The organism is Streptomyces morookaense (genome assembly GCF_013030945.1).
In the GTDB taxonomy this organism is placed as follows: Bacteria; Actinomycetota; Actinomycetes; order Streptomycetales; family Streptomycetaceae; genus Streptomyces; species Streptomyces morookaensis.
This window is the reverse complement of record NZ_JABBXF010000033.1, coordinates 61056-77660: the sequence shown is the minus strand read 5'-3', so window position 1 is coordinate 77660 and position 16605 is coordinate 61056. Positions and strand designations below refer to the sequence as shown.

The following is a 16605-nucleotide window of genomic DNA, read 5'->3' as shown; positions in this document are numbered from 1 at the left end:
TCGAAGTGCTTGTCGCCGCCTCCGCTTGGAGGTTGGCTGAGGGCGTCGGAGATCCGAGGCGCAACCGCCTCTGCCGGCAACGACGTTCCGTATCACTCATCACGCCTAGGGGGAAAAAAATGAGCGACATCGTCATGTCCGAGGAGCAGCGTGTGAAGGTCCGCGACATCGTTGCGGAGGTGCTCGAGGTGGACGCCGACGACCTGACGGAACAGAGCAGCTTCGCCGACGACTTCGACGCGGACTCGCTGCTCGTCATCGAGATCTTCTCGCGGTTCGAGCGTGACCTGGGCATCAGGATTCCGCAGGAGGAGCTCGTCGAGCTCGACGACCTGCCGGCCGCCTACGCCGTCGTCGCCCGGCACAGCGCCCCGGAGGCACTGGGTGTCTGAGAAGTCCGCCGACGACGGCCGCCGGGTGGTCGTCACGGGCCTCGGCGCGGTGAGCAGTCTCGGGCTCGGCGCCCGGGACCTCCTCTCCGGGATCCGGGCGGGACGCAGCGGCATCGGGCCGATCGAGCAGTTCGACGGTGCGGGCTTCGAGCGCACCCGAGCAGGTGAAGTGCGCGGATTCCGGCCCGAGTCGCACCTGACGGGCACGGATCCGGAACGCTGGGGCCGCAGCGGGCAGTTCGCCGCCGCGGCCGCGCGGATGGCGGTCGCCGATGCGGCCGCCGACCCCGCCGCACTGTCGGCGGGCCGCACCGCGAGCTGCTTCGGCACGACCAACGGCGAATCCCAGGTCCTGGAGCGGCTGACGGCCCAATGGGTTGCGGGCGGCCTCTCCGCCGTCGACCCGGAGCTCGCCGCACGGGCCGACGCCGGGCGGATCGCGCAGGCCGTGAGTGCCGAGCTGGACCTGGGGGGAGAAGCGGTCACGGTCGGCACGGCCTGCGCCGCGAGCAACTACGCCATCGGATACGGCTACGACCTGATCCGCACCGGAGAGGCCGACGCCGCCCTGTGCGGCGGCGCCGATGCCTCGAACCGTGCCACCCACGCCGGATTCCACCGGCTTGGTGCCCTGGCCGAGGACGTGCCGCGCCCCTTCGACGAAGACCGGGACGGCATCGTCACCGCCGAGGGCGGTGCGGCGCTGCTCCTGGAACCGCTCGACGCGGCGCTGGCCCGTGGCGCCCGCATCTACGCGGAGGTGCTCGGGTACGGCATGACGTGCGACGCACGCCACATGACCAACCCGGACGCCTCCTCCATCGCCGAGTGCATCCGGCGCGCGCACCGCAACGCGGGCATCAAGCCGGGGGACGTGGACTACATCTGTGCCCACGGCACCGGCACCCGGGCCAACGACTCCACGGAGACCGCAGCCGTCCGCGAGGTGTTCACCGACCGGGTGCCGCCGATCAGTTCCATCAAGTCGATGCTCGGCCACACGATGGGTGCCGCCGCCGGCTTCGGCGCGCTGGTGTGCTGTGCCGCACTGGCCGAGGGATTCCTGCCGCCCAGCGCCACGCTGCGCCGGCTGGACCCGGCTCTGGGGCCGGACCTGGACTGCGTGCCGGGACAGGCACGGAGCGCCCGGCCGCGTGTGGCACAGAACCACGGCTTCGCCTTCGGCGGGAACAACGCCATCACGATATTCGGGGAGTTCCGCGCATGACGACCGTGGAAAGCGCTGTGCGCACGCCGTCCGTGCTGCCGCCGGCGATGCCGGTGGACCTGGTCGCCGCCGGCGTGGTGAGCGCCGCCGGCACCGGGCTGCAGCCCCTCGCCGACGCCCTCCGGCAGGGCGCCGCCGCAGGCGGCCGGGCCGATGCGGAGGAGGGCGAGGCCTATCCGCCGATGCCGCTGCTCGCGGCGGACTTCTCGCCCGCCGACCTGCTGGGCCGGAAGGGGCTGGGCCGGCTGACCCGCACCGACCGGCTCGGCATGGCCGCCTGCGCCCTGGCACTGGCCGGGGCCGACGACCCGGACGGGACGGGAGTGGTGCTCGGCACGTCCGTGGGCAGCACCGGCGGTATCGCCCGCTTCACCCGCGAGACGTTCGTCCAGGAACGTCCCTACCTGGTCAACCCCTCGGACTTCCCGGGGACGTTGATGAACTCGGCCGCCGGACGCACCGCCATCCGGCACGGTCTCACCGACACCAACGCGACGCTGTCGGGCGGCCCGCTGTCGTCCCTGTACGCCCTGCGGTTCGCCCGCAACGCCCTGCTGCACGGACATGCACGGCAGTTGCTGGCGGGCGGAGTGGAGGAACTCTCCCCGCACGGCGCCTGGGCCTGGCACCGTGCCCGGGTCCTCGCCCCGGGCACGGCACTGGGCGAGGGCGCGGCGGTGTTCGCCCTGCGGCGTCCCGCCGGACACGGCTCCGGCCAGGCCCCGTTGGCCCGGCTCGCGGCATGCGAGGCCGGCTTCGCCGACCCGGCGCGCGGCCCCCTGGCCGTCGGCCTGCGGCTGGCCCGGTGCGTACGGGACGCGCTCGCCCGCAGTGGCATCGCACCCGCGGACGTGGCCGTGGTCGCGCCCGGCGCGGCGGGGCGGCGGGGCTGGGCCGCGGTGGAGGAACGTGCCCTGCGGACCGTGCTGCCACCCGCACCCGGCCGGCACCGCCTGCGGGTGCAGGCCGTGACCGGCGAGACCCACGGCGCCGGTGTCGCCCTGCAGTTGGCCGCCGTCCTCGCGCGCTGGCAGGACCCGCACACCGACGCCGGCCGGGAGCGTGCCGCCGTGGTCACCTCCCTCTCGTCCGACGGCGCGGTCGGCTGCGCCGTGCTCCTGCGGCCGGACGCGGCCTGCTGAACCGGCGCCGTCCGCAACGGATCACCCACGAAGCAAAGGACAACACCCGTCATGCGTTACCGCTATCTCGGCCGTACCGGCCTGCAGGTCTCCGAGCTGTCCTTCGGCGCGGCGACCCTGGGCACCCCGAAGGCATTCGGCGGCCTGGCCGGCGCGGACTGGTCCCAGTTCGGCGTCAACGACGGCGATGACGCCGTCCGCCTGGTGCACGCCTGCCACGACGCCGGGGTCAACTTCTTCGACACCGCCGACGTCTACCGGGACGGCGAGTGCGAGGAACTCCTCGGCCTGGCCCTGAAGGGCCGCCGGGACAAGGCCGTCATCGCCACCAAGGCCCGCCTGCGCACCGACCCGGACGACATCAACGCGGCCGGCTCCACCCGCCATCACCTGGTGCGTGCCGTGGAGGCCAGTCTGCGCCGCCTGGACACCGACTACATCGACGTGCTGTACCTGCACGGGGTCGACCCGCGCACCTCGCTCGACGAGACGCTCGGCGTCCTCGACGACCTGGTGCGCGCCGGGAAGATCCGCTACACCGGCTGCTCCAACTTCCCCGGCTGGCAGCTGATGAAGGCCCTGGACATCGCCGACCGGCGCAACCTCGTGCCGTTCGCGGCGTACCAGGGCTACTACAACCTGGGTGCCAGGGAGCTGGAGTACGAGATCGTCCCGGCCGCCGTCGACCAAGGGGTGGGGATCACCGTCTTCAGCCCGCTCGCGGGCGGTTTCTTCACCGGCAAGTACCGCCGGGGCCAGGAGGCTTCCGCCGACTTCCGGCTGGCTCACGAGGGCCCGGCCTCCATCGCACCGCTCACCGACCGCGAGCAGGCCTATGACATCGTCGATGTCCTGGACGGCATCGCCGAGGAGCGAGGCGTGCCCGTCGTGCAGGTCGCCCTGAACTGGGTTCTCGGCAAGCCGGGTGTGACCTCGGTCGTCTTCGGCGCCAGCCGGCCCGGTCAGCTCGACGACAACCTCCGTGCCACGGAATGGCGGTTGACGGAGGAGGAGATGGGCCTGCTGGACGCCGCGAGCGACCGCCCCGCGCCCTACCCGTACTGGCACATGCGCCAGATCGCCGGTGACAGGAGCCTGCCCGGCGACCTCTAGACCTCTGCCCGGCCCACGGGAAACCCCTGACCCGTCCGTCGACCATTCGATCCGGGAGCACTGCTGTGCCCATTGCCGTCATCGCCCTGTCTCTCAGCGGTTTCGCCATCGGCGTCACCGAGTTCATCATCGCGGGGATCCTCCCCGACATCGGTTCCGACCTAGGAGTGTCCGTCCCCACCGCGGGGCTCCTGGTCTCCGGATACGCGCTCGGCGTCGTCATCGGGGCGCCCGGCCTGACGGTGCTGTGCGGCCGGACGGAGCGCAAGCGGCTGCTGGTACGACTGATGGTGCTGTTCCTGGCCGGCACGCTGTTGTCCGCGCTGGCCCCGAACTACGGCGTGCTGATGGCCGGACGGGTGCTTTCCGCCTTCGCGCACGGCGCATACTTCGGCGTCGCCATGGTGGTCGCCGCCGATCTGGTCCCGGAGAACCGCAAGGCCCGGGCGGTGTCGATGGTGGCCGCCGGCCTGACCATGTCCACCATCCTCGGTGTTCCCGCCGGCACGTTCATCGGCCAGAACTTCGGCTGGCGCTGGGCGTTCTGGATGGTCGCCCTCTTCGGCGCCCTGGGCCTGGCCGGCATCGCCGCCCTCGTGCCCCGCACCCCCGCCCCCCAGGGCACCGGCCTGCGTGCCGAGCTGGGCGTGCTGCGCCGTCCGCAGGTCGTGCTCGTGCTGCTGACGACGGTCCTCGGCTTCGGCGGCGTGATGACCTCCTACACCTACATCGCGGAGATGGCCACCGAGGTCACCGGTTTCTCGAGCGGCGCCGTCACTCTGATCATGGTTCTGTTCGGCGTCGGCATGTTCGTCGGCAACCTCATCAGCGGACGGGTGGCCGACCGGGCCCCCAACGCCGCGATGTGCGGCTCGCTGGCGCTGCTCTCGATCGTCCTGGGAGCGTTCACCTTCACGGTGCACGACAAGGTGGCCACCTGCGTGACCGTCTTCCTGTTCGGTGCCGCCACCTTCGCGACCATCTCGCCGCTGCAGATGCGGATCATGGTCAAGGCCGAGGGCGCCCCCACCCTCGCGTCCGCGTCGAACATCGCCGCCTTCAACCTGGCCAACGCCGCCGGCCCGCTGCTCGGCGGCCGGATCATCGCCTCCGGTATGGGCTACCCCGCCCTGAACTGGGCCGGTGCCCTTGTGACCGTCGCCGGTCTGGTGCTGGCCGGGATCGGCGTGGCCGCGGAGCGCACCCGGACGGCCCCGGCACCCGCCGCGCCGGTCCTGAGCGGCAGCTCCTCCTCCAACTGACCTGTCATCGCACGCCAAGGGAGCAACTGTGGAAACCGCAATCCGGGACGAGCACCTCCAGGCGTTCGTCTCCGAGCTCGACCCCGGCCTGTCCTACGACCGGACCGTGTCCCGGTCGCTGGTGCACCGCTGGGCCCTGTCGGAGGTGTTCCTGACCGACTCCGCCGCGGTCGGCGACGGCCTCTTCACCGCGGCGGCCCAACTCCCGCTGTCCCATGGCTATTTCCGTGACCACGTGCGTGGCCGGGAGTTCCACGACCCGCTGCTGGTCCTGGAGAGCTGCCGGCAGGCCGTGACGTACGCGGCACACGTCCACGAGGGCGTGCCCCGGGACACCACCTTCATGGTGACTTCCTGGACACTGGACATCACCGTTCCGGAGGCGCTGCGCTGTGGCGAGCGCCCGGGCCAGCTGCACATGGACGCCGAGATCACGGACCGGCGCCGCCGCGGCGGGCGACTGCGGCAGCTGGTCTTCGCCATGGATCTCGCCCTGGACGGCCGCCTCCTCGGCCGGCTCACCATGGACGTCAGCTGCACCCCCACCGACCAGTACCACGCGCTGCGGCGGATGCAGCGGAACGCCGAAGTGCCCACCGCGTTCGGCCTGCCGGCCAATCCGGTCGGCACCCCCGTCGACCCCGCACTCGTGCGCCGCCTGGACCAGGAGAACACGGTGCTCGACGCGGTCAGCCGCGACGAGGGGTTCGTGGCCGCCCGGCTGAGCCCGCGCACGTTCCGCAACCGCAGCATGTACGACCACCCCTACGACCACGTGCCGGCCATGGTGTTCAGCGAGGCGGCGCGCCAGTGCGGGCTCCTGCTCTGCGCGAACGGCACGGATGTCAGAACGGCCCGACTGCTGCGGGTGCACGGAACGTTCAGGAAGTTCGCGGAGCTCGACGCCGAGGTCGAGCTGACCGCGGTGCCGGACGCCTGCGGCGGGCCCGGCTCGTTCCGCATGGCCGCCACACAGCAGGACGACACCGTGGCCGAGGTCCTGGTCACCCTGGGCTGAGCGCCCTGTCCTTCCCCGACTCCCACTTCAAGGAGCACCGCGTGTCCGGAGCACCCGGAACGGCGGCGCGGCCCGTCGCGTTCTTCGACGTCGACGAGACGCTGACCACTGTCAAGACCATGTTCGACTTCTACGACTACTTCCTCGCCGCCGTCGGGCACAGCCCGGAGGAGCAGGAGGAGCGCCGGCAGGACGCCCGTGCGCTGCTGCGCCCCGGGCTGCCCAGGGAGCAGGGCAACCGGCTCTTCTACCGACGGTTCGCGGGGTACAGGGCCGACCGCGTCGAGGCCATCGGGCAGGCCTGGTTCGACGGTCACATGGAGCGTGGCGGACTGTTCCACAAGGACGTCCTCGATGCGCTCCGCGAGCACCGGGCGGAGGGCCTGGGAGTCGTCCTGGTCTCGGGCTCCTTCCCGGCGTGCCTGGATCCGGTCGCCGCCCACGTGGGCGCGGAGGAGGTGATGTGCACGCGGCCCGAGATCCGGGACGGCGTGTACACCGGGGAGGTGCTCACCACGATGATCGGCGCCGCCAAGGCCGACACCGCGAAGGCCGTCCTGGCCGGCCGGGGCGCCGACGCCGCGGAGTGCTTCGCCTACGGGGACCACGTCTCGGATCTGCCGCTGCTGGAGCTGGTCGGCAACCCGGTGGCCGTGGGCGCCCACCCGGAGGTGACGGCGGTCGCGGAGCGGCACGGCTGGCGCCGGCTGCCCGGCATACCGGGCTGACCGCTGCCCGGTGACGACGACCCCGGCGGCCCGTTCAGCGGGCCGCCGGGGTCGTCGTGTGCACCGGGACCGGCGTCACTTGTCGGCGGTGAGCTTGCCGGCGGTGCCCCAGCTGTCGGTGGGCACCTCGTGGATCCACACCTGCACGGTCTCGGCGGGGATCTGGTAGGCGTCGACGAACGAGTCGGTGATCCGCTTGACCAGCTCGCGCTTGAGCTCGGTGCTGCGGGGGCCCTGGTGAACGGTGACGACGGGCATGGCGGTACTCCCTCGTGAGAGGCGGCTCCCCGGCTCTTCCGGGGCGCTCACCGGCACATCCCCAGTTCATCGTTCTGGCGGCCGTGCACCAAGAAGCAGTTCGTGCTCGCAGCGATCACGACAGCCGATCGTCGCCGGGCGCGGCCGCCCGGCACGCCTCGACCAGGAGGGACAGCGTCGGGGACACGGCCTCCGAGCGCACCGCCAGCCCCGTGGGCAGCCGCAGCCCCGGGCCGCTGAAGGGCAGGAAGGCCACCCGTGTGGTGCGCAGCTGGTCGGCGTGCGCGGCGTAGGCGACGGTCCACATCGGCTTCCCGGTGCCGATCGCGGCGAGGGTGTCCTGGAGGGCGCGCGAGGGCGGTCCGGGGACGGGCTCGAAGCCGGCGTCGTGGCAGGCGGTGACGACGAGGTCGACCAGGGCCGGGATGTCCCGGCGGGGCGGCAGCCGCAGCGGCAGGTCCGCGAGCTGGGCCAGGGCGACGTCCGGCGAGGCCGCGAGCGGGTGCGCGGCGGGCACCACGGCGACCAGGGGGTCGTGCCACACGGGGAGTACCTCCAGGCCCGGCGTCTGCATGCCGCCGCGCACGAAGGCCGCGTCCAGTTCTCCGGCCGCCACCATTTCCGTGCGTTGCCGCGCGGGGACGGAGACGAGCTCCACGGTGACATCGGGGGCCGTGGCCGCGAAGGCGTCCAGCAGCCGGTCCAGGTGGGCGCCGAGCCCGGCGCTGGTCCCGAGCCGCAGGGTGCGGCCCGCCCGCCCGGTGAACTCGGTGATACAGGCGCGGGCCCGCTCCTCCGCGGCGAGCAGCTCCCGAGCCGCGGGCAGGAACCGGGCGCCGGCCCCGGTGAGCCGCACATGCCGGGGCGATCGGTCGAAGAGTTCGGTGCCGAGTTCCCGCTCCAGCCGCCGCACCTGCTGGCTGACGGCGGACTGCACGATGTGCAGCCGCTCAGCGGCGCGGCCGAAGTGCAACTCCTCGGCGACGACGACGAAGTACCGGACCTGGCGTAATTCCATGTGTGAACCCCGGCGGACCGGGCTCAGTCCAGCTCGAGCACCCGTGCGTGCAGCACCTGGCGCTGCTGGAGCGCGGCGCGCACCGCGCGGTGCAGCCCGTCCTCCAGGTAGAGATCGCCCTGCCACTTCACGACGTGGGCGAAGAGGTCCCCGTAGAACGTCGAGTCCTCGGCGAGCAGCGTCTCCAGGTCCAGCTGCTGCTTCGTCGTCACCAGCTGGTCAAGACGTACCGGGCGCGGGGCGACGTCCGCCCACTGGCGGGTGCTTTCCCGGCCGTGGTCGGGGTACGGCCGACCGTTTCCGATGCGCTTGAAGATCACACGGAAAGCCTACCGGGCGAGCGGCTCCCGGCGCAGCCATGGCACGGCAGAGCGAAGGGTGCAATCGGCCGCATACCGCGTCTTTGCCGCGGCGGGCTCGCCGTTATTCCGCGATTTCCGTCCGTTCGAACCACTCGTAGACCGGGAGCCGGCCCTCGGCGGTGTCCGTGTGCCGCGGCGTGGTCTTGAAGTGCTCGTACCCGCCGCGGTGCGGGATCTTCAGCTCGACCCCGGGAGGCGTGATCGGGACGATGCGGGTGTGGAGATCGTCCGGGCCGCCTTCGAGGAACGCTTTGGCAGACATGCGCACAGTCTTGCCGCGATCGGCCGCCGCGGCTTCCCGACGCGCCGACGGCGGCTTGACCCCGACGCCGCGTCAGGGTCCAGCCTGACCGCGAACGAAAGGTGATGGGATGAGCTACTCGGTCGGGCAGGTCGCCGGTTTCACGGGAGTGACCGTACGGACCCTCCACCACTACGACAGGGCCGGGCTGTTGTCCCCGGGCGAACGCACGCCGGCCGGCTACCGGCAGTACGGCGAAGCGGACCTGGCGCGGTTGCAGCAGATCCTCTTCTACCGCGAACTCGGCTTCTCCCTCGACGAGATAGCCGCCATCCTCGCGGACCCGCAGGCCGGTGCGCTGGAGCAGTTGCGGGAACGGCACCGGCGGCTGAACGAGCAGATCCTGCGGCTGCAGCGGCTCGTGGAGGTCGCCGAGCGGGCCATGGAGGTGCAGCGCACGGGCGTGCGCCTGTCGCCCGAGGAGCGGTTCGAGGTCTTCGGGGACGTCGCCTTCGACCTGAGCTATGCGACGGACGCGCACCTGAAGTGGGGGCGGAGCGACGGGCACCGGCAGGCCATGGCCCGGGCCGCGGCCCACACCAAGGAGGACTGGCGGCAGCTCATGGCCGAGGCCGCGGGCTGGCGGGGGCGGCTGCTGGCCGCGTTCGACGAGGGCGCCGACGCCGACGGCGAACGGGCGCGGGAACTCGCCGAGGAGCACCGGCAGCACATCGGCCGCTGGTTCACGCCCTGCCCGCACGAGATGCACTGCCGGATCGCCGACGACTACGTGGAGGACGCGCGCGCCTTCGCGCTCGTCGTGCCGCCCGCCGAACAGCGGCCCGGGCTGGCCGCGTACGTGCGGCAGGCCGTGCACGCGAACGCCGGAGCGGCCGGGAGGCAGCGGTGAGGATCCTCGTCATGGCGGCCGGGTCGCGCGGCGACGTCGTGCCGTACACCGGCCTGGGCACGGCGCTGCGGGACGCCGGGCACGAGGTCGTGCTGGCCGCGCCCGCCGGCTTCGCGGCGGCGGTGCGGGACTGCGGGCTGGGGTTCCGCCCGCTGCCCGATGCACAGGCCGGCATCGGCGCCGGGGGCTCGCTGCTGGGCAGGGCGGCGGCGTACATCGACGCGCTGGGGGACGGCGTCGCGGACGCCGTGGCGGAAGGGGACGCCGAGCTGCTGGTGCTCTCCGCGACCACCGCCCCGCTGGGCTGGCATGCCGCCGAGGCGCTCGGGGTGCCCTCGCTGGGCGCCTACCTGCAGCCCGTCGCGCCCACCGGGGAGTTCCCGCCGACCGTCGGCGGAACCGGGCGCCCGCTCGGTCGTTGGGGCAACCGGGCCGCCGGCCGGCTCTCGCTGCGGGTCGTCGACCGCCTCCACGCGCAGGCGGTCCGGCGGCTGCGCGCCCGCCTGGACCTGCCGCCCGGCCACGGCCCGCGGGCGGAACGGGCCCGCCGGGAACGGGCCGGGTGGCCGGTGCTGCACGGCTTCAGCCCGGCCCTGCTGCCGCGCCCCGCGGACTGGCGGGCGGGGCTGGACGTCGTCGGCAACTGGTGGCCGCACGTGCCCTCCGGTCTGCCGGCCGATCTGGAGGACTTCCTGCAGGCCGGGCCGCCGCCCGTGTTCGTCGGCTTCGGCAGCATGGGCGGTGCCGCCGAAGGGCTGGGCGCGCTGGTCGCCGGGGCGCTGCGGCGGGCCGGGGTCCGGGGCGTCGTGCAGCTGCCGGACGCGCCGTCCGGTGACGACCTCTTCGCCGTGGGGGACGTGCCGCACGCGCTGCTCTTTCCGCGCATGGCCGCGGTGGTGCACCACGCAGGGGCCGGCACGACGGCGGCGGCGCTGCGCGCCGGGGTGCCGGCGGTGCCGGTGCCGGTGACGGCGGACCAGCCGTTCTGGGCACGGCGCGTGGCCGGAGTCGGGGCCGCGGTGGCCCCGGTCTCGCGCGCGGGGCTTTCCGTGGAACGGCTCGCGGCGGCGGTGCGGTCCGCCGTGGAGGAGCCCGGGTACCGCGCGGCGGCGGTGGCGCTGTCGCGCCGGATGGCGGCGGAGGACGGGGCCGCTGCGGCACGGGAGGCGGTGGAACGGCTCGCCCGGTAGAGCGCCGCCCCTACGGGGCACCCCGTTTCGCCGCCTGTTTGAAGGCCCTCACCTTTGCCAGCGACTCCGGCCCCGTGCTGTCCGCCGCCGAGCGGTACGAGCCCTCCTCGCCGTACGGGCCCGCCGCCTCGCGCCAGCCCTCCGGGCGGACGCCCAGGCGCTTGCCCAGCAGGGCCAGGAAGATCTGGGCCTTCTGTTTGCCGAAGCCCGGGAGGTCGTTGAGCCTGCGCAGCAGCTCCGCGCCGGTGTCCGCGTCGCGCCAGACGGCGCCCGCGTCACCGTCGTAGTGCTCGACCAGGTACTGGCACAGCTGCTGCACTCTCCCCCATAGCCTTAACGGCATGGGGGGACCCCCATGGCCATCGAACCGGGATAGCGGTGCACCGCCGGCTTCTCCGCGCACAGGGCGGCGAACGCCTCCGGGTCGTAGGCCGCGATCTCGTGCGCGTCCAGGTCGTCGCGGCCCAGGCGCTGCGCGATCGTGTACGGCCCGGTGAAGGCCCACTCCATGGGGACCTGCTGGTCCAGCAGCATGCCGGTCAGCGCAGCCAGCGGGCTGCGGGAGAGCAGGTCGTCGGCGTCCGGCTGCTGGGCGATGCGGAGGGAACGGTCCATTCCCCGATGATCCCCCGGCGGCGCGGCCTCCTTCGACCGGACGCGCACGAATGGCAGCCGGGGCGGGGCTCTGGTGGTCTGAAAGGGTTTCCCGGCGGGTCAGGAAGAAGGGCGATCCATGGACATCGGCGATCTCACCGACGCGGTACTGAAGGATGTGCGCCGACCGCGGACGTACCCGGCCGTCTCCCTCCTCGTGCCGACGCGCCGGCGCGAGCCCGGCAACCCGGAGGACAAGGTCCGGCTGCGGAACGCCCTGACCGAGGCGAAGCGGCGGCTCGGGGAGGATCCGAAGGTCTCGCGGGACGTCCGGATGGACGTGGAGAAGCAGCTGGACGCAGCCGCCTCCGAGGTCGACTTCCTGCACCCCGCCGAGGGGCTGCTGCTCCTCGCCGCGCCGGGCGAGCACCAACTCTGGTACCTGCCGCGGCCCGTGCCGCAGCGAGTGGTGATCAACGGGACCTTCCTCACCCGCAATCTGGTCGCCGCGCGGATCGGCGAGGAGCCGTACTGGGCGCTGGTGCTGTCCGACGGCGAGACGCGGCTGTGGAGCGGCGGCGGTCCGCACGGCGGGCACCTGGAGGAGGTGACGGGCGACGGCTTCCCGGTGACGCCGGCCATCCCCGACCAGGTGGACGCGCTGCCGGGCGCGAACTTCGCCAACTACGGCAGCCGGCCCAGCCCTTACCGCACGGAGCGGGAGCGCCAGTATCTGCGCTCGGTGGACGGCGCGCTCGGCCGGGTGCTGGAGCGCGACCCGCGCCCGGTGTACCTGGTGGGGCTCCCGGTGTCGCTGGCCCGGTTCGAGGAGGTCTCCGCGCACGGCGGGGCCGTCACCGCGCGCGTCGGGCGCGGGGGTGCCGCCTCCGCGACGGCCGCCGAACTGCGCGGCCTGCTGGGCCCCGCCTTCGACGACTGCCACGAGCGGCGCCGTGTCGACATCCAGCGCCGTCTGGTGGACGCCCGTGGTCAACGCCGGTACGCCGCAGGCCTGGACGAGGTGTGGCAGACGGTGCAGGAGGGGCGGATGGCGCTGCTGGCGGTCGAGGAGGGGTACGAGACCGCGGCCCGGGTGGAGGACGGTCACCTGGTCGTCGCCGGCCCCGATGCCGCCGGCTCCCCGGACGGGGTGCACGAGGACATCGTCGACGAACTCGTCGAAGCCGCCCTGGACAAGGGCTCGGAGGTGCGGTTCGTCCCGGACGGCGACCTGGCGGAGGAGGGGCATATCGCGGGGGTGCTGCGGTTCTGAGCACCCCTTACGGGGCGCTCAGGTATGTCAGAACCGCCAGCACCCGTCGATTGTCCTCGCCGGAGGCGGCCAGGCCGAGCTTGTCGAAGATGCTCGCGATGTGCTTCGTGACCGCGCTCGCCGACAGGAACAGCCGTTCCGCGATGGCCGCGTTGGAGCGGCCCTCCGCCATCAGGGTCAGCACCTCGCACTCGCGGGGCGTCAGGCGGTCGAGTGGCTGCGGCCGGCCGCCTGCCGAACCGCCGGACACCAGGCGGGCGATCACCTCCGGGTCCATCGCCGTGCCGCCGCGGGCGATGCGGTGCAGGGCGTCGACGAACTCGTCGTCGCTGAACACCCGGTCCTTGAGCAGGTATCCGATGCCCCCGGCCGCGTCGGCGAGCAACTCGCGTGCGTAGAGCGTCTCCACGTACTGGGAGAGCACCAGGACCGGCAGGCCCGGGACGCGGGCGCGCGCGGCGAGGGCCGCGCGCAGGCCCTCGTCGGTGAACGTGGGCGGCAGGCGGACGTCCACGAGGGAGACGTCCGGGCGCAGTTCGGTCATGGCCTGCAGCAGTTCGGGGCCGGTGGACACGGCCGCGGCCACCTCGAAGCCGTACGCGGTGAGCAGCCGCGTCAGGCCGGTCCGCAGGAGGTACTGGTCCTCGGCGAGGACAACGCGCACGGGATCTCCAGGGTGATCGTGGTGGGCCCGCCGGGCGGGCTGTCGACCTGGCAGGTGCCGTCGAATGTAGCCAACCGGCGTTCCACGCCGCGCAGCCCGCTGCCCCGGTCCGGGTCGGCGCCGCCCGTGCCGTCGTCGGCGACGGTGACGCGCAGGGAACCCTCCCGGTGCCGGACGGACAGTTCGGCCCGGCCGGCGGCGGCGTGCTTGGCGGCGTTGGTGAGCAGCTCGCGGACCGCGAAGTACACGGCCGCCTCGACCGGCGCGGGCGGCCTGCCGGGCAGGTCGACGTGGGCGGTGACCGGGAGCGCGGCGTCCAGCGCGGCCGCGCGCAGGGCGTCGGCCAGGCCGCGCTCGGCGAGCACGGGCGGGTGGATGCCCCGGACGAGCTCGCGCAGTTCGGCCAGCGCGGCGGCGGAGGTGCGGCGGGCCTCGGCGACCAGTTCGCGGGCGGCCGCCGGGTCGGTGTCCAGCAGGTGCTCGACGGTGCGCAGGGCCATGCCCACGGCGACCATGCGGCCCTGCGCGCCGTCGTGCAGGTCCCGTTCGATGCGGCGCAGTTCGGCGGCCTGCGCGTCGGTGGCGTCGGTGCGGCTGGCGGCGAGGTGGTGTACGCGCCGGGCGAGGCGGGCCGCCTTGGTGGGCCGGAGCAGCGCGCGGGCGAAGGCGGCCTGGGCGCGCAGTGCGGTGGTGCCGAGCAGCAGCACTCCGGCGAACAGGGCGAGACCGGCCGGGACGGCCAGCCAGGCCCAATGGCCCAGCGCGGCAGCCGGGTTCGTCAGCACCGCCCAGCCCGTGGCGGGGACGGGCTCCGGGCGGACCGTGTTGCGCAGGCCGCCGATGATGCCGGCGACGAGCCCGTAGACGCCGATCACCAGCGGCAGCGCGGACAGCAGCAGGGCGGCCGGCAGGCCGAGCAGCATCCACACGTGGTCCCGCGCGGTGGCCGGGTCCCTGAGCAGGGCCCGGGCCCGGGCCGTGTCCGGCTCGGGGAGAGGCAGGTACGGCACCTCGATGCCGACCGCGGTGCGGACACGGTTGAGCAGCTGCCGGTTGGCCTCGACGACCGCGGGGAACGCGGCGGTGAAGCCGAGGAGGAGGCTGCCGAGGGCGGCCAGGGAGAGCAGCAGCCCCGCCATCAGGACGAGCGACAGCCCCAGCCACTCGAAGCCGGTGCGCCGGGCGCGGGACCCCTCGCGGAGGACCGCGATCCACCGGGCCCGGGTACGCGCGTCTCGGATCATGCCGCTCATTCTCGCCCACCGGTCGCGGCCCGGGCAGTGGAGAAAAGTGCACTTCAGGACGGTGCTTCTGTGGATTCCGGGCGCGGCGGCGGATTCCTAGCGTCGTGGCCATGGTTGAGACGAAGACTGGGACGAAGACCGCTGGGACGAAGACGACGCCGGTACCGGCCCTGCTGTTGGACGTGTGCGTTCCGCTTGCCGGCTACTACGGGCTCCGCGCGGCCGGGGCGGGGCAGTGGTGGGCCCTGGCGCTCTCCGGCACGGCGCCGCTGCTGCACACCGTCTGGACCCTCGTGCGCACCCGCAGGATCGACTCGATCGGCCTGTTCGTCCTGGTGACGATGGCGCTGTCGGCTGTGATGCCGCTGCTGACGGGCAGCCCGCGGCTGCTGCTCGCCAGGGAGAGCTGGAGCACCGCGGCGTTCGGCCTGTGGATCGTCGGATCGCTGCTGGGCCGCCGCCCCTTCCTGCTCGACGTGACGCTGAAGTTCCTGCGGGGCGCCGCCGCGCGGCGCTGGGAGGAGTCCTGGGCGAACGACCCGCGCTTCCGCCGGAGGCTGCGCCTGGTCACGGTGCTGTGGGGCGGGGCGTTCCTGCTGGACGCGGCGGCCAGGGTCGTCATGGCGTACACGCTGCCGGTGGACGTCGTGCCCGTGGCCGGTGCGGTGCTGCTGGTCGTGCTGCTGATCGTGGTGCGGCAGGGGTCGGTGCGGGTGCTGCGTCACCGCGGGACGCGGTGACGCAGCACCCGGCTCAGGGAACCGGGATCACTTCCACGCCTTGTGGGCGTTGTCCCAGTGCTGCACATGGCCCTTGTACGTGCGCTCCCAGCTGCGGGTGTGCTCGTCCCACCGGGCGTAGCTGCGGGAGTCGCCGTCCCAGCGCTGCCAGACCTTGTGCTTGGCGTCGAAGTGGTCCTTCTTCTTGTCGACGCCCTTGTCCCAGCCGAGGTGCAGGCCGTGGTCGTGGTGGTTGCCCTGGACGGTGACGTGCGCCTCCTCCTTGTGCTCGGCCGAGACCCCGGCCCCGTGGTGCTGGTGGCCCGGGGCGTCGGCGTAGGCCGCGCTCCCGGCCGCTGTGGCGGCGCCGGACAGCAGGGCCGCCGAGGCGGCGACGGCGGCGATGTGCCGCATGGTGACGTGGGACATGGGCGTGCTCCTTGTTCCGGGGGACGGTACGCATGGATCTTTGCGTCCCCCGGACCGGAAAACGGCGGGAAGTCGCCGGTTTAGCCCGTTCGTATGAGCCGGTGGAACGGCTTAACGGGCTGTGGGCGTACGGGAGTTCAGCCGCGCAGGTGATAGCTGTAGGCGAAGCCGGAGGTGCTGCACGTGGAGACGCGGCTCACGGCCTGGTCGTAGACGAAGCCCGGCGGGACGGTGCATGCCCACAGGCCGTTGACGGGTACGCGCATGTGGTAGCTGACCGCGAAGCCGGACGTGGAGCAGGTGTTGACCCGGCTGACCACCTGGTCCCAGGTGAAGGACGAATCGGGGACGGAGCAGGCCCAGATGCCGTCCTGCGGAGCGCGCAGGTGGTACTGCGGGGCAAAGCCCTGGCCACAGCTGCCGAGTCGGCTGACCACCTGGTCGTAGGTGTAGCCCTGCGGGACGGAGCAGGACCAGACACCGTCCAGGTTCTCGGCCCGGGCCGGGGCGGCCTGCGCAGCTGGGGCGAGGCCGAGGGTGACGGCGGCCGCCAGCGTGGCCAGGGCCGCGGGGGCCGCTGCGGCGGCCTTGCGTCTCGCACGTGCGGGGCGGGGTGACTGCATCTCGTCACGTCCTTTCCAGCGGTGATTCCGGAGGCAGTTGACGAGGGCAAGGTACAGAGGGCTCTCCCCGTCGGGAGAGCCCTCGTTTCGGCCGTTCGGTCACGCCATCGCCAGGACCGCGGCGGCCAGGCGGTGGCCGTCGGCCCGCGTGAAGCCGGCGTCGACGAGCAGGGCGTCGCGCTCGCCGGTGACGACCC

General features: G+C 73.2%; 19 protein-coding genes and 2 pseudogenes. 11 read left to right on the top strand and 10 right to left on the bottom strand.

The features are described 5' to 3' along the window. Window positions 1-119: 119 nt before the first annotated feature. The 7 genes from HG542_RS16205 to HG542_RS16175 all read left to right on the top strand — a co-directional run bounded on the left by HG542_RS16205 (window position 120) and on the right by HG542_RS16175 (window position 6883). Window positions 120-392: an acyl carrier protein gene (locus HG542_RS16205; RefSeq protein WP_171082013.1), complete on the top strand. Its 273-nt coding sequence runs from the start codon at window positions 120-122 to the stop codon at window positions 390-392. Further along, entirely contained in the window at window positions 385-1620 is a 1236-nt protein-coding gene (locus tag HG542_RS35965) for a beta-ketoacyl-[acyl-carrier-protein] synthase family protein (RefSeq protein ID WP_171082012.1), read from the top strand. Before HG542_RS16205 ends, HG542_RS35965 begins: the two co-directional genes overlap by 8 nt. After that, entirely contained in the window at window positions 1617-2762 is a 1146-nt protein-coding gene (locus tag HG542_RS16195; RefSeq protein ID WP_171082011.1) for a beta-ketoacyl synthase N-terminal-like domain-containing protein, read from the top strand. Before HG542_RS35965 ends, HG542_RS16195 begins: the two co-directional genes overlap by 4 nt. A 51-nt stretch (window positions 2763-2813) precedes the next feature. Beyond that, window positions 2814-3875 (top strand): aldo/keto reductase, encoded by a 1062-nt coding sequence (locus tag HG542_RS16190; protein ID WP_171082010.1) that lies wholly within the window; start codon window positions 2814-2816, stop codon window positions 3873-3875. Between the two features lie 65 nt (window positions 3876-3940). Then, window positions 3941-5137, top strand: coding sequence for an MFS transporter (locus HG542_RS16185; RefSeq protein ID WP_171082009.1), 1197 nt, complete (start codon window positions 3941-3943; stop codon window positions 5135-5137). A gap of 28 nt (window positions 5138-5165) precedes the next feature. Further along, on the top strand, window positions 5166-6155 hold the full coding sequence (locus HG542_RS16180; RefSeq protein ID WP_218039045.1) for an AfsA-related hotdog domain-containing protein: 990 nt from the start codon (window positions 5166-5168) through the stop codon (window positions 6153-6155). A 41-nt stretch (window positions 6156-6196) separates the two neighbouring features. Continuing rightward, complete coding sequence (locus HG542_RS16175) at window positions 6197-6883, top strand: HAD family hydrolase (protein WP_218039044.1); 687 nt, start codon at window positions 6197-6199, stop codon at window positions 6881-6883. A 75-nt stretch (window positions 6884-6958) separates the two neighbouring features. Here HG542_RS16175 and dmpI read toward each other — a convergent pair whose 3' ends face one another. The 4 genes from dmpI to HG542_RS16155 all read right to left on the bottom strand — a co-directional run bounded on the left by dmpI (window position 6959) and on the right by HG542_RS16155 (window position 8783). Beyond that, window positions 6959-7141 (bottom strand): 4-oxalocrotonate tautomerase DmpI, encoded by a 183-nt coding sequence (gene dmpI / locus HG542_RS16170; protein ID WP_171082008.1) that lies wholly within the window; start codon window positions 7139-7141, stop codon window positions 6959-6961. Window positions 7142-7256: 115 nt separating this feature from the next. Further along, the gene (locus HG542_RS16165; protein WP_171082007.1) at window positions 7257-8159 is read right to left on the bottom strand and encodes a LysR family transcriptional regulator; all 903 of its coding nucleotides are present in this window, start codon (window positions 8157-8159) and stop codon (window positions 7257-7259) included. 23 nt (window positions 8160-8182) lie between these two features. Next, a complete protein-coding gene (locus tag HG542_RS16160; RefSeq protein ID WP_004943146.1) occupies window positions 8183-8479 on the bottom strand; it encodes a type II toxin-antitoxin system VapB family antitoxin in 297 nt (98 codons plus the stop codon). A gap of 103 nt (window positions 8480-8582) precedes the next feature. After that, entirely contained in the window at window positions 8583-8783 is a 201-nt protein-coding gene (locus HG542_RS16155; protein WP_171082005.1) for a DUF5988 family protein, read from the bottom strand. A 109-nt stretch (window positions 8784-8892) separates the two neighbouring features. On the opposite strand from HG542_RS16155, the gene HG542_RS16150 reads away from it, so the two are divergent. Together HG542_RS16150 and HG542_RS16145 are read left to right on the top strand one after the other, a co-directional pair. Continuing rightward, entirely contained in the window at window positions 8893-9672 is a 780-nt protein-coding gene (locus HG542_RS16150) for a MerR family transcriptional regulator (protein ID WP_171082003.1), read from the top strand. Continuing rightward, window positions 9669-10862 (top strand): glycosyltransferase, encoded by a 1194-nt coding sequence (locus HG542_RS16145; RefSeq protein ID WP_171082001.1) that lies wholly within the window; start codon window positions 9669-9671, stop codon window positions 10860-10862. Before HG542_RS16150 ends, HG542_RS16145 begins: the two co-directional genes overlap by 4 nt. A gap of 10 nt (window positions 10863-10872) precedes the next feature. On the opposite strand, the pseudogene HG542_RS16140 reads toward HG542_RS16145, so the two are convergent. Continuing rightward, window positions 10873-11477, bottom strand: a pseudogene (locus HG542_RS16140) (HhH-GPD-type base excision DNA repair protein). 118 nt (window positions 11478-11595) lie between these two features. Between HG542_RS16140 and HG542_RS16135 the strand changes: the two are divergent. Further along, the gene (locus HG542_RS16135) at window positions 11596-12729 is read left to right on the top strand and encodes a baeRF3 domain-containing protein (protein ID WP_171081999.1); all 1134 of its coding nucleotides are present in this window, start codon (window positions 11596-11598) and stop codon (window positions 12727-12729) included. Between the two features lie 7 nt (window positions 12730-12736). On the opposite strand, the gene HG542_RS35100 is transcribed toward HG542_RS16135, so the two are convergent. Beyond that, window positions 12737-13393 carry a LuxR C-terminal-related transcriptional regulator gene (locus HG542_RS35100; protein ID WP_171081997.1) on the bottom strand — a complete coding sequence of 219 codons (657 nt, stop codon included), beginning with the start codon at window positions 13391-13393 and terminating at the stop codon, window positions 12737-12739. Next, the gene (locus HG542_RS35095) at window positions 13345-14637 is read right to left on the bottom strand and encodes a sensor histidine kinase (RefSeq protein WP_171081995.1); all 1293 of its coding nucleotides are present in this window, start codon (window positions 14635-14637) and stop codon (window positions 13345-13347) included. Before HG542_RS35095 ends, HG542_RS35100 begins: the two co-directional genes overlap by 49 nt. Before the next feature lie 110 nt (window positions 14638-14747). On the opposite strand from HG542_RS35095, the gene HG542_RS16120 reads away from it, so the two are divergent. Continuing rightward, entirely contained in the window at window positions 14748-15377 is a 630-nt protein-coding gene (locus tag HG542_RS16120) for a VC0807 family protein (RefSeq protein WP_171081994.1), read from the top strand. Window positions 15378-15404: 27 nt separating this feature from the next. Here HG542_RS16120 and HG542_RS16115 read toward each other — a convergent pair whose 3' ends face one another. The 3 genes and pseudogenes from HG542_RS16115 to HG542_RS35790 form a co-directional block, all read right to left on the bottom strand. After that, the gene (locus HG542_RS16115; protein ID WP_171081992.1) at window positions 15405-15785 is read right to left on the bottom strand and encodes a hypothetical protein; all 381 of its coding nucleotides are present in this window, start codon (window positions 15783-15785) and stop codon (window positions 15405-15407) included. A 137-nt stretch (window positions 15786-15922) separates the two neighbouring features. Further along, window positions 15923-16408 carry a hypothetical protein gene (locus HG542_RS16110; RefSeq protein ID WP_218039043.1) on the bottom strand — a complete coding sequence of 162 codons (486 nt, stop codon included), beginning with the start codon at window positions 16406-16408 and terminating at the stop codon, window positions 15923-15925. A 111-nt stretch (window positions 16409-16519) separates the two neighbouring features. Next, window positions 16520-16603 (bottom strand): annotated as a pseudogene (locus HG542_RS35790) (MBL fold metallo-hydrolase); the annotation flags it as partial. Between the last annotated feature and the right edge of the window lie 2 nt (window positions 16604-16605).